A 13719-nucleotide genomic window follows, 5' to 3' on the forward strand; every position below is an offset into this window, starting at 1 on the left:
TAAAAATGTTCTAAAAACTTTTATGGAATTACCTGCCGGCCCGCATCCAGGGGATAAATAACGAAATCCGTAAACCATGAAAACAAGAGTAATTATTCTGTTAGCCATCGTTTTGAGCGCCTTCGCATTACGGCCCGACCGCATTATCAATGGCACAGTGAAGGACGGTGCCAATGCTCCCATCGCCGGCGTGAGTGTATCCATACAAGGCGGCGGTGCCGGCACGGTGACCGACCGTACCGGCCGCTTTTCAATTCGCATACCAAACCAGGCCAGGGCATTGGTATTCAAAAAGGCCGGGTACATGCCATTGACAATGCCTGTTCCCTCAGATTCTGTTTTGAATATCGTTTTAACGCAAAAGACACTGAAAGCAGAAGTACTGGCAGATGAACAAATCAAGCAGTCCGAGCAACCGGGGCGCGTGAGCAAGTCGCTCGCGTTCAACAGGGTTGCCTCCGCCCCTGCTACATTTTCAGGAGCCGTAATGCAAATGTCTGTTCCTACCGAAAGCTACAAACCGATCAATGAAAACGGCTTTTTGTCTGTTAGCCAGCAACCAGTAACGACGTTCTCGGTGGATGTCGACCGTGCCGCTTATAGTAATGTGCGGCGTTTTCTGAACAATGGCCAGATGCCGCCGGAGGATGCTGTCAGGATCGAAGAAATGATCAACTATTTCGATTATGACTATCCTCAGCCTGCCGGCGAACACCCCGTGGCTATCACTACCGAAACCACCGATTCGCCCTGGAACCCGGGTTTGAAACTGGTACACATTGGTTTGCAGGCCAGAAGCGTTTCGACCGAAAATCTGCCAGCGTCCAACCTGGTCTTTCTGATTGATGTGTCCGGCTCGATGAGCGAAACTAACAAACTCCCGCTCCTCAAACAGGCCTTCAAACTGCTGGTTGACCAGCTTCGCGCAGAAGACAAAATTTCAATCGTTGCCTATGCCGGCTCGGCCGGCATGGTATTGTCCCCGACATCGGGAAGCGAGAAAAAAACCATCAAGGATGCGCTCGACAAACTGGAAGCTGGCGGTTCGACAGCAGGTGGAGAAGGCATCGAGTTGGCCTATGACCTTGCCCGAAAACACTTCCTGCCCAAGGGCAACAACCGCGTAATCCTGGCAACCGATGGTGATTTCAATGTGGGTATTTCCAATGAATCAGAATTGCAGAAGCTCATTGAGGAAAAACGCAAAGCGGGCATTTTCCTCAGCGTTATGGGTTTTGGAATGGGTAATTACAAAGACAGCCATGTGGAAACGCTGGCCGACAAGGGAAACGGCAACTATGCCTACATCGATAATATTCAGGAAGCACGAAAAGAATTTGTGCAAGAATTTGGCGGTACCTTGTTCACTATTGCCAAAGACGTCAAGATCCAGATCGAATTTAACCCTGCTCATGTAGCGGCTTACCGCCTCATTGGCTACGAAAACCGCGCACTGCGCAATGACGAGTTCAACGATGACAAAAAGGACGCAGGCGATATGGGATCCGGCCACACGGTGACGGCCATTTACGAGATTGTCCCCAAAGGCGCAGAAAGCGTCTACGTCAAAACGACAGACACCTTAAAATACCAGCAGAACCGCACCTTGACCACCAGCAATAGCGGGGAAATGATGACGATCAAAGTCCGATACAAAAAAGCGGACAGCGAAAAAAGTGTGCTTTTCGACCTGCCGGTAAAAACCGAATCTGTCGCGTTTGAAAAATGTTCTGAAAACCTGAGGTTTGCCAGTGCGGTCGCCGAGTTCGGCTTGCTCCTGCGAGGCTCTGAATACAAAGGTAAGGCCACTTATGCGGATGTGATCCAGCGCGCCAGAAACGCATTTGGCAAGGATGAAGAAGGCTACCGTTCAGAGTTCGTGCAACTGGTAAAGGCGGCACAGAGCCTGGACGGCTCGCAGGGAACGGCACGGAAGTGATAGAATAATGTTAAAACAAAAGCCGGTCAATGAATGATCGACCGGCTTTTTACTATTGCTCTGACTCAGCCTTTTCAAAGAAAGTCGTCAAATCTCAGGCAAGGCAGTGAAACTCGTAGTGATCTTGCCGACTCCATTCCGACTCGATCTACCAGACAATTCCAGCTTAGTGTTTGTAAAAGTTGCGCGCATTCAGTCTTCTTTCAAAGCCTTTAAAATCAAATCCCGCCCTTGCTCGCTATACTGTAACGACAATGCTGCTTCGCGTCCCGGATCGCTCATTTTGCCCCACGTTTTTCGCAGAATATCGATCATTTTTTCTTCGGTCGTTTTGGCGATCAGCTCGTCGTATTGGTATTGAAGGAACACAAGGCACAGCGCGTTCTCCATCGTCTGGACGTCCGAATCGGTTTTGAGCCGCTGTTTGAGGACAATCTGTTTCACGCGGTTGATGGTTTGTTCATCGTAGCCTACTTCGGAAAGAATTTCTGTTGCGATTCCCGCATGATATTTTGCAAGGTCGCTTCGCCATTTGAGGTACCCCACACGACCATCCGGATAACTTTTGCGCGCGATCTCCCAACGGCCGATATGCTGGCACCGCGATGCCAAAAGCAGGCTTTCATCGGCTAGCGGGTCCAGCCTGGCAACCCATTCGTGGAGCTTTACAGCGTAAAAATATTCGACGGGGTAGTCTACATTGTCCCACAGAATGTGCTCCGGCGAGCGTTTGTTGTAGTTGTCAAAAAGTTCAAAAGCTTTGTCGAGCTTGTTCATGGTGATCTGGTATAGGTAAATTCTATTGTACTGCCTTGAATTTCAGAACAATGGTTGTCATGCGCGGGTAATCGTAGGCGGTACTTTGTGTTTTCATCACGAAAGATTCTTTTCGGACATCATCCGGACGCACCGTCCATTCCCCTTTATTACTGCCGTCCGTCGCTCCGATAGTAATATTTTGATCGTTGACCTGCCACCTGAGCAAAAAAGGCTTAGAATCCCCCTTGAAAATACCTGAAAACACACCGTCTTTTTTCACCTGGACAGTTTCCATATACCTCTGAAAGTCTATGCTGCCAAATTGCTGCGTGATTTTACCATCTTTGAAAGTGACAGCGTCGTTGACAACGATCTCTTCTATCTTCCACTGGGGAACGGCCGTGAGCAATTCGGCTGCCTCTTGCGGCGAGTCGGCTGGTTGGTTGCAGGAAACGGTGAGAGCGCCTGCTAGGATTAGCAATATGAAAAAGAAAATTTTTCTGATAAGCATAGAGATCCAGGGCTGATGACTATCCGCAAATATAGCCACAACTGCATCGCACTTTCGATTTAAATTCCCGAATACTCACTCTCGGTTGTAAAGTTGTGTAATGGATGACAGAAACTGAGCGGCGTCCTCTGTGATCTGCCCGGGTAATAGCCGCCATGCCCAGTTGTTTTCGTTGGAGCCCGGAATATTCATTTTAGCCGTTTCATCCAGGTTAAGAATATCCTGTATGGGTAAAATCGCCGTTTTTGCTACCGAGCCAAAGGCCACCCTGGCCAGTTCTACTGCCACATTTTCTTCCGAAACGGGTTTGCCCAAATACATTTCGACATACTCCTGCCTACCCGTGGCTGCAAGCTCACGGTACCAGCCTCTGGTCGTGTTATTATCGTGCGTACCTGTATAGGCAAGGAAATTCGACTTAAAATGATGCGGAATGTGGTGGGATTGCGGCATATTATCGTCAAATGCAAATTGCAGCACCTTCATTCCAGGGAGATTGAATTTATCACGCAACAGGTAAACCTCAGGACTGATTTCTCCTAAATCCTCTGCAATGAACGGCAACTGACCCAGGACCGCTTCTGCTTTATGAAAGAAATCCTCACCCGGACCTGTTTTCCACGCGCCTTTGATAGCGGTCTTCTCGCCTCCTGGCACCTGCCAATAATCTGCAAATGCCCGAAAATGGTCCAATCGAATCAGGTCGAATAGCTCGATATTCCGCGCCAAGCGGTCGATCCACCATTGATACCCCTGCGAACGCAGGGCATTCCAATTGAAAACCGGCATACCCCAAAGCTGACCGACCTCGGAGAATGCGTCGGGCGGTACTCCGGCAATGCCCGTGATTTGACCGTCCGGATCTATGCAAAACAGTTCACGGTTAGCCCACACATCAGCCGAATCATAACTGACATAGAACGGAATATCGCCAAGTAGTTTGATCTCCCGGTCGTTACAATACTTCCGAAGGTTTGTCCATTGTTTATCGAATATATATTGCTGCCATTCGATCCATTGGATTTGGTCCCGGTCGCGCGCGCTCAATTTGTCGAGCGCAGCCTGCTCCCTGTTGCGGAACTCTACCGGCCAGGCGTACCATGGTTGATTCTCAAACCGCTTCTTCAATACCATATAGAGCGCAAAATCGTAGAGCCAGCTCGCATTCCTTTTTGCGAACGCTTCAAACTCTCCGGAGGCCTCCCCCGGACTGGCCTTGTAGTTCTGGAATGCTCGTTCCAATAGGAACTTCTTCTTCCGGCCGGCCGCTTCGAAATCCACTGTCGACGAATCCGGTAAATAGTTTGCTTTCAGATCCTCATCCGCTAGGTACCCTTCGCCTGCCAGTATGTCCGGGCTAATCAGCAGCGGATTCCCGGCACGACTCGATAAAGCGCTGTACGGGGAGTTGCCTTGGGAGGGCTCCGTGGGGTTAAGCGGGAGTATTTGCCATATTTTTTGGTTAGTCCTTTCTAAAAAATCAGCAAATTGGTACGCCGACGGACCGATGTCCCCGATGCCGAACGGTGTCGCCAATGAGCTGATATGCACCAACACACCTGCATTGCGCTCATTATGCGCCCGTTTCCCTTTCAGGATTGCCAGAGGCATACCCCCGAAGAGAGCCGAGGGGAAAAGTTTTGCCTGGAAAGTAACTTCGCTGCCTGTGAGCAAGTCGGTCCACTCCGAAAGAATATTTTCTGGCAACGTGATGTACGTATCCTCCCAATCCAGTTCGAAGAAATCCTTTCGCTGCGCCCGGCTCATCACAGCCGTATGCAGCGGCACTACCGTCACGCACACATCACGTTTGTATATCCGCATAAAGGCAAGCAGGTTATCTTTATAGATCCCATTTACTTGCAACGGAATGTATTCGCCCTGAATAAAAAGCATTGGGTTCTCTCTGCGCAGTCCAAATAAGCGCTGCGTCAGCCACAGTTTTACCAGTCCATTGTGACGGCTTTCCCAAATTCTTTCCAGGAGTTGGTCTGGTTCGTAGCTTTCTAGTTGGTCGAGCCATTCTTTGCGTTTACGAAAGTCAACTTGACGGCGGTTATCGGGATCGACAAGACTCAGATCCCATAATTCGCAACCCTGATACACGTCAGGAATTCCCGGACAAGTGAATTTGAGTACCAGCTGCGCCAACGAATTGATTATGCCAAAGTCCGCGATGGATTCCAGAAACTTCCGAAGTGATTCCGCAAATGCGGAACCTTCTTTCAGCGCTCCGTTGGCGAAATCATGGATCCCCTTCTCGTAGTCTTCCTTAGGTGATGACCACGAGGAGTTGGTTTTCGCCTCGCGCAATGCTTTCCGGAGATATTCACACAACCGCTCCGCGAAATCATCCAGGTTCTGCCCCGGCAATGGATAAGCACCTGCCACCGTTTGGTAAATTAGGTATTCATCATTGGCATCAGGTACCTCCGCAGATTCGCGCAATGTGCTATTGATCCTCCGCCATTCTTTTACTTTTTCAATCCATTCATCGGCCAAATCCGTGAGCACGTTTAGCCTGGCACGTACATCTTCTCCACGCTTGGTATCGTGCGTAGAAGTGGTACTCAGCGCCATCGGCCATTCTTTCCGGCGCTTTTTCATATACTTGTGAAAGTCACCGACAGTAATCCCAAAACGATCTGGAAAATCACCTACGTCGTTATGGGCAATGAACCGGTTATAGGTGTACATCAGCGTATCTTCACCTCCTTTGGCCATTAACGGACCAGTAAACTGCATACATCGCTGGTAAAATTCAGCTGCGCGGCTGTTGTACTGCTCATCGCCTAATGCAGGCCGGTGAATGAAACACTGTTCCAATACTTCCACTGCCGGAGACAAGTCAAGATGGTGCTTATTAATATCGATTAAAATGCGCTTTACATCCTGGGATTCCTGCTCGGGGAGCGGCATTGCAGTGCCGTAGTACCTGTAAACCGGGCAGTGGATCAGGAATTCGCCAATTGCCTGACGGATAAATTCGGCTCCAATGCGTTCCAGGGTTTGCTGGTCGACAAGCTCCAAGGACACCAATAGCTCAAACAGGTTATCGAGCTCTCCGGCCATGTGCCCATAGAGAATTTCGCTTTTTTTGCTCAGCAACAGCTCATTAACTGGCCGATCATCTCCCGTCAGCTCTGCATAAAATGCAGTAAATGGCTCCCGCGCTGATTGATTTGTAAACAGATTGTTGACAACTGCTAGAAACTCGTAACCAGTTGTTCCCTGTACTGGCCATCGAGCAGGCAAATCTTCGCCCTCACCCAGGATTTTTTCCGCGATAATGTAAGTATCGTTCCCCACTTTCCCCCGCAACCTTTCCAGATATGCCGTTGGCGCAAAAAGACCGTCGATGTGATCGATTCGCAGGCCCTGAAAGAGACCCTCTGCGGTCAATTGGCTGATCAGTGTATGGTATTTTTCAAAAACGGCGTCATCCTGTATATTTAGGCAAATAAGTCCGTTTACTGTAAAAAAACGACGGAAGTTGATCTGTTCCTCTGTTCGTCGCCAGTGGCAGAGTACATAGTTCTGCTGATCTGCCAGCGCAGTCAGCAATGCCGGATCTTCATTTATTTTTGATAATGTGGCGTCAACCGCAATTTTCGCTCCCTCCGTACTATAAAGTGCGCGGAGTTGCAAGATCCATTCGCCCCAGCACTGCGAGAATGCCGGCGCATCCTCGATACGGTTCATTTCTTCCAGCTGGTCAAGCAATTGGGTAAGAGCCTGTGATTTTCCTTCTACATTTTGCAGCAACAAAACGTATGACCTCAGGTTGAGCGGATAGGTTTGTCCGCCAATATCCAGGCCGAACCGACTGCCATCGTAACGCACCCTTACTTCCCCCTCAGCAATCAAGTCGTCCAGCTCTTCTGCTAAAAACGGTACCATAAGCTTGCCATGAAAAAGGCCGCTGTTCCATGCGATATCAAAGTATGGCGCAAAGACTGATTGTTTTCCTTTTTCCAAAACGTCCATCAGCCATGGGTTTTCGGCATGAAAGGCCATGTGGTTGGGGACAATATCCTGTAACCAGCCGATATCCGAATCCTGAAGGGCTGATATCAGACTACGCAACTGATCCAGGGTGCCTATCTCGGTATCTATCCGCTCGGAGTCTACGCCATCGTAGCCGTGCGTGCTGCCTGTTGTCGAGGCCAAAATCGGGGATGCATAAATCGTCCCCACGCCCAGCTTACGGAAATAGGGAATCAAATATTCAAAATCCTGAAATGAAAAGTCTTTATGAAACTGAAGGCGGTAAGTAGAGACCGGATTATTCATGAATGCTGATGATAAGTATATCATCAGCTCGTTAAATATTATGCCAGCAAACGGCCGGACAATCGGATATTATCTTTTGAGAAGCTCCCTCAGCAACGGTATTTCGAGGGGTTTAGGCAAGAGTTGGATAATGTATGGGTTGGCTTCGGCTTCCTCGATGTCGGACGTGTCAACGGTGGATGAAATCATGAACAAGCGGATCCGCTTTCGAACCACATCGGGTAACAAACCATAATGTTCTGTGAATTCGAAGCCGTTCAAACCGGGCATTTGAAGGTCCAAAAGGATCACCGTCTCAGGCATATCTGCCCCCTGATCCCGCAGGTGATCTATTGCCTGCTGCGCCGAGCTGAACGTCCTTACCGTTTTGGTCAAACCACTTTTTAGCAGCAGTTTTTCCTGGGTAAACTGATCAAATACACTGTCATCAACGATAATAAATTCCATTTTACAGTAAGAGAAGGGGGTTCAGAATATCCATATTACTCCACGCCAATCAGATTCTTCCTATCTCTACACACCATTAAATTGTAGAAATAATTGTCGTAAGTAAGCTACTAAGTTTTTAAATCTAACTGACAATCGGCAAATATTGACCTGTTTCTTTAGTCTTGCGGCAAATTTGGCATAAATGTAGTCAATGATTCCGGGCGACAGAGTCGGCAAACTCATGAGCAGGTACTGTCTTGGTTCCCTTGGCCTGGTGAAAGTGATCGTTGAGTTGTGAGATTTTGATGGAAGTGGGTTATTGAATGTAAAAGTTAATGAATAGTTTTTTTTACTCTCAAGATAAAACCCGGATTTCGAGTCGGCGCCCATTACCTCTTTCCTTCCACTGCAGGCACGATTTTGATTATCATTCGGGCATTCATCATAAAAGAACTAAAAACGAATTGGTAATGAGCACGCTGGACGGTAGAAAGCGGGTGGTGATCAGCAATGTCAGGCCACAGATCGAAGAAGGGAGATTTCCAGCCAGAAGGGCGATCGGAGAAAGCGTCGTGTTCTCAGCAGATATCATCGCCGATGGCCACGATGCGGTTGCAGCGAGTGTGATTTTCCGTTACGGATCCGATCAGTTATGGCACGACATTCCCATGTCGCACGCGGGCAATGACCGTTGGCATGCGAGGTGGACGCCTGGAAAGGAAGGTTTTTATGAATACCGTTTTACTGGCTGGGTCGACCATTTTACGGCCTGGAAAAAGGGTTTGCTTAAGAAATTCGATGCCAACCAGGATATTGGTATCGAGCTGCGGATCGGAGCTGATATCTTAAAAGAGGCAGCCAGACTGGCGGCAATGGAGTATCAGTCTGCATTTGAAAGATGGATTACAGCATTGGAAAATGCCGCAGATCCACAGGAAGCTGTCGATCTCGCCCTTAGCGAGGTGTTGGCGGAAGCCATGTCAAAGATTCGTTACACTGATCGCATCAGCGTTTTTGACCGAACATTTCGCCTCGAAATCGAGCGTAAAAAAGCCGGTTTCAGCACATGGTACGAGCTTTTCCCGCGGTCGGCAGCTGAGGTTCCGGGAGAACACGGCACATTTCGCGACGTACTTAGGCTGTTGCCGAAAGTTGCCAAAATGGGTTTCGACACGCTTTACTTTCCTCCCATTCATCCGATTGGCGAATTGAATCGCAAAGGAAAAAATAATTCTCTGGTCCCGTCCTCCGCCGACCCGGGTTCTCCCTGGGCGATAGGCAACCGACTTGGCGGACACAAATCTGTACATCCCCAGTTGGGTACGATCGAGGATTTTGCCGAGCTGGTTAGCGAAGCGAAACTTCTTGATATTGAGATCGCCATGGACATCGCATACCAATGCGCACCCGACCACCCCTATGTGAAAGATCATCCGCAGTGGTTCAAATGGCGCCCGGACGGTACGGTGCAATACGCCGAAAACCCGCCCAAAAAATATGAAGACATCCTTCCGTTTGATTTCGAAACACAAGACTGGCAAAATCTGTGGAGTGAGCTTAAAAGTGTGATAGATTTCTGGATAGATCAGGGAGTCAACGTTTTCCGCATCGATAATCCACACACGAAAGCTTTCGCATTTTGGGAATGGATGATTGGTGAAGTCCGCAAAGTGAACCCGCAGATAATCTTTCTTGCCGAGGCATTCACACGTCCACGGGTGATGGAGCGGCTTGCGAAAATCGGGTTTAACCAGTCATACACCTATTTCACCTGGCGAAATAGCAAATGGGAACTGGAACAATACCTGTACGAGCTCACCAAAACCGACCAGCAATATTATTTCCGTCCCAATTTCTGGCCTAACACGCCCGATATCCTGCCACACCATCTGGTAGAAGGTGGTGAGAACGCGCACATCATCCGGTTCATCCTTGCCGCTACCCTTTCTTCCAATTATGGCCTGTACGGGCCGGTTTATGAGTACGGCATTAATGCACCCTACCCGGGAAAGGAAGAATATACCGATAATGAGAAGTACGAGATCAAACATTGGGACTGGAACCGTTACAGCCGCACTCGTGAGATTATCACCCGTATAAATCGCATCAGGAAAGCCTATTCCGCATTGCAGTCGACCTGGAATATTGATTTTAATCAAACCGATAATGATAGGGTGATCAGCTACACGAAAGTCGCAGCGGACGATGGTGAGCCTTTAATTATCGCCGTCAATCTGGATCATCACCATACACAGGGCGCACACATCCGGGTGCCACTCCAACAGTTCGGGCTCGGACACGATCAATCCTACCTGGTCTTCGATATGCTGAGCGGAGAAAAATACAAATGGCAAGGGGAGTATAACTACGTGCAGATGAATCCCTTCGAAATGCCGGCGCACATTCTAAAAATTGAACGATTGAATTAAGAGAGCAGATGGAATACAGCAAAGGAATGCCCGAGAAAAATTTGCATTGGTATAAAGATGCAGTTATTTATGAACTTCATATCAAAGCTTTCAAGGACGGAAACTGCGATGGGATAGGCGATTTTCAGGGCCTGATGCAACAGTTGGATTACCTTGAGGACCTAGGGGTTACGGCAATCTGGCTCCTACCTTTTTACCCTTCGCCTCTGCGCGATGATGGATATGATATTGCTGATTACTACACCATTAATCCCTCATACGGCGATATTCAGGAGTTTAAAACCTTCCTGCGTGAGGCACACAAGCGGGGCCTGAAAGTGATTACCGAGCTGGTGATCAATCACACTTCCGATCAGCACCCCTGGTTCCAAAGGGCACGTCGCGCTCCGAAAGGCTCTGCCTACAGAAATTACTACGTGTGGACTGACGATCCCAAACAATTTAAGGATGCTCGCATAATTTTTCAGGATTATGAAAAATCCAATTGGACCTGGGACGCCGAGGCTGAGCAATACTACTGGCACCGGTTCTTTCATCATCAGCCTGATCTGAATTACGATAGCCTGGACGTTCAGGAAGAGATTTTCAAGATCATTAATTTTTGGTGCAAAATGGGCGTCGACGGCTTCCGGCTGGATGCTGTACCCTACTTGTTTGAAAGGGACGGCACCAATTGCGAGAACTTGCCCGAGACGCATGCTTTTTTGAAGAAACTCAGAAAGCACGTCGACGGCCGATATCCGGGTACATTGCTGCTGGCAGAGGCCAATATGTGGCCTGAGGATTCGGCAGCTTATTTCGGCGATGGTGATGAATGCCAAATGAACTACCACTTCCCGATCATGCCACGGATGTTTATGTCGCTACAAATGGAGGACCGCTATCCTCTTACCGACATATTCGACCAGACCCCGGCCATCCCCGAAAATTGCCAATGGGGAATTTTTCTTCGTAATCACGACGAGCTAACGCTTGAAATGGTGACTGACGAGGAGCGCGACTATATGTATAAGGTGTATGTCAAAGATCCCAAAGCCCGGATCAACCTTGGTATACGGCATCGGCTTGCCCCATTAATGGAAAACAACAGGAAGAAGATTGAGCTTCTGAACAGCTTGCTATTTACTTTTCCGGGAACACCTATCATCTATTATGGCGACGAGATCGGGATGGGCGATAATTTCTATCTCGGCGACCGTGACGGCGTGCGCACACCCATGCAATGGAGTCCCGACCGCAATGCCGGGTTCTCCCAGGCCAACCCCCAGCGCCTGTACTTGCCGCTAATCCTGGATCCTCAATACCACTACGAATCAGTGAATGTCGAATTACAATCGCGGAACTCTTCTTCGTTGTTGTGGTGGATGCGGCGGGCGATAAGTACGCGTAAGAGGTATAAGGCGTTCAGTCGTGGTGACATCAAATTCCTAAACCATGAGAATGCGAAAGTACTGGCATTCACCCGTACATACGAAAACGAAACGATGCTGGTGATCGCCAACCTTTCCAGGTTTCCGCAGCCCTTAGAACTGGATCTGGACCAATACACGGGTTTTCAGCCGGTAGAAATTTATAGCAAAAACAAATTTCCCTCTGTCAAAGACAATATCCCCTATTTCTTCACCCTGGAAGCGTATGGCTGTCAGTGTTTTCTAATGCAGAAAACGCATCCAGAAATCGACGTGAACCAGCAGCTGCCGTTGATCAGGCTTGAAAGATGGAAAGATCTTTTGGAGCCCTCCGTGATTGAACAACTGGAAACCAGCATCTTGCCTTCTTACCTAATGAAAATGAGGTGGTTTGGAGGAAAGGGGAAAGGTCTGGAGCGAATCAGTATCATATCGCATGCCTCCATTCCGTTGGGAGACAACCCGCCATGCTTTCTGTTCTTACTGGAAATCTCCTATCAGAATGACCTGCCGGAGATGTACCAGCTCCCTGTCGCGTTTGGCAAGGTGCCCTTCGCGTTTAAGGTCCGTGAAAACTGCCCGCAGGCGGTATTGGCGCGCATTCAGATTAAAGGCGAGGAAGAAGGTGTATTATTCGATGCTATCTACGGTCTTGAACTGCAACAGGCGTTGATCCAGAATATGGCCGGAAACGAGCGGTTGCAAGCCAAAGACAGCCAGATTCACTTTTCGGCACACCGGCAGCTTGCCCAGCATATCAATGAAACCGACCGCATCAAGCCTCGTGTACTTTCGGGAGAACAGAGCAATACATCCATTACTTACGATGGAAAATATTTTTTCAAACTTTACCGCAAGGTCGACAGGGCCATTAACCCCGACGTGGAAATCACACAATACCTGACCAATAAGGCCCGATTTAAGAATATCCCGGCTTACGTTGGGGTTATTGAATGGAAATACAAAAAAGATTCGATGGTACTGGGAATGATGCAGGAAATGGTCCCAAATGCCACAGATGCCTGGGCAAACATGCTCGACCGGCTGGATAGTTTCAATGAAAAGGTCCTCTCGACTACTGGCCTTGAGCTTCCGGGCGAACTCCTGGGAACACTTACTAACCCGGCAAGCTACGAGGAGATCCCCGAAATGCTTAAAGAACTACTAGATGTACATGTCGCAGAGCAAGCCCGACTGTTGGGCGTCCGTACTGCCGAAATGCACCTGGCTCTTGCAGGAGAAAAGGATGATGCCGATTTTAAACCGGAGGAATTCTCTCTGCATTACCAACGCTCAGTATATTCATCGCTGCAATCATTGGTCCGTGTGGCATTTCAAAGCGTCAACCGGAATATCAGGAAATTGGATCCCGAAACACGGCAAGCGGCTGAGGAGGTAATACAGTCCCGGGAAGAAATCCTGACAGAACTTAAAAAAGTGTATAGGCATAAGATCGACACTGCTAAAATCCGCATTCACGGCGACTACCACCTCGGACAGGTGCTGTTTACCGGGAAGGACTTCGTCCTTCTTGATTTTGAAGGTGAACCTGCGCGCAGTTATAGTGAACGAAGGTTGAAGCGATCCGCCTTGCGGGACGTGGCCGGCATGCTCCGGTCTTTCCATTATGCAGCGCACGGCAGTCTGTATCTGGACAACCAGATCAGGCCCGAGGATGTGAACAAACTACTACCCTTTGTGGAGCAATGGTATCACTACATGAGCGGTTTTTTTATGAAGGCATATTTGGAGACGGTCGGTAACAGTCCCATCATTCCGCATCAGAAAGGCGACCTGGAAACACTTTTAAGAACATACCTGCTTCAAAAAGCCATTTACGAGCTCAACTATGAAGTAAACAACAGACCATCGTGGGTACTGGTGCCTTTAAGGGGCATCCGAGCCATTCTTAACGACAAAGAGGCGGGGGTAATCGTTTAACTGATCGTA

7 protein-coding genes are annotated in these 13719 nt (G+C 48.8%); 3 read left to right on the forward strand and 4 right to left on the reverse strand.

Translation table 11 applies throughout. The features are described 5' to 3' along the window. Window positions 1-76: 76 nt before the first annotated feature. On the forward strand, window positions 77-1939 hold the full coding sequence (locus ACTJJJ_RS09685; protein WP_426293965.1) for a YfbK domain-containing protein: 1863 nt from the start codon (window positions 77-79) through the stop codon (window positions 1937-1939). Window positions 1940-2131: 192 nt separating this feature from the next. Here ACTJJJ_RS09685 and ACTJJJ_RS09690 read toward each other — a convergent pair whose 3' ends face one another. The 4 genes from ACTJJJ_RS09690 to ACTJJJ_RS09705 form a co-directional block, all read right to left on the reverse strand. Continuing rightward, window positions 2132-2716 carry a DUF4202 domain-containing protein gene (locus ACTJJJ_RS09690; protein ID WP_188928182.1) on the reverse strand — a complete coding sequence of 195 codons (585 nt, stop codon included), beginning with the start codon at window positions 2714-2716 and terminating at the stop codon, window positions 2132-2134. A gap of 22 nt (window positions 2717-2738) precedes the next feature. Further along, the gene (locus tag ACTJJJ_RS09695; protein ID WP_426293964.1) at window positions 2739-3209 is read right to left on the reverse strand and encodes a hypothetical protein; all 471 of its coding nucleotides are present in this window, start codon (window positions 3207-3209) and stop codon (window positions 2739-2741) included. A gap of 75 nt (window positions 3210-3284) precedes the next feature. Beyond that, window positions 3285-7502 (reverse strand): malto-oligosyltrehalose synthase, encoded by a 4218-nt coding sequence (gene treY / locus ACTJJJ_RS09700; RefSeq protein WP_426293963.1) that lies wholly within the window; start codon window positions 7500-7502, stop codon window positions 3285-3287. A gap of 69 nt (window positions 7503-7571) precedes the next feature. Continuing rightward, on the reverse strand, window positions 7572-7949 hold the full coding sequence (locus ACTJJJ_RS09705) for a response regulator (protein ID WP_188928175.1): 378 nt from the start codon (window positions 7947-7949) through the stop codon (window positions 7572-7574). A gap of 452 nt (window positions 7950-8401) precedes the next feature. Between ACTJJJ_RS09705 and ACTJJJ_RS09710 the strand changes: the two genes are divergently transcribed. Next, window positions 8402-10360, forward strand: coding sequence for an alpha-1,4-glucan--maltose-1-phosphate maltosyltransferase (locus tag ACTJJJ_RS09710; protein WP_188928173.1), 1959 nt, complete (start codon window positions 8402-8404; stop codon window positions 10358-10360). A gap of 8 nt (window positions 10361-10368) precedes the next feature. Beyond that, window positions 10369-13710 carry a maltose alpha-D-glucosyltransferase gene (gene treS / locus ACTJJJ_RS09715; protein WP_426293962.1) on the forward strand — a complete coding sequence of 1114 codons (3342 nt, stop codon included), beginning with the start codon at window positions 10369-10371 and terminating at the stop codon, window positions 13708-13710. The last annotated feature ends 9 nt before the right edge of the window (window positions 13711-13719 follow it).

It is taken from the genome of Dyadobacter sp. 22481 (assembly GCF_052044875.1).
Lineage (GTDB): Bacteria > Bacteroidota > Bacteroidia > Cytophagales > Spirosomataceae > Dyadobacter > Dyadobacter endophyticus.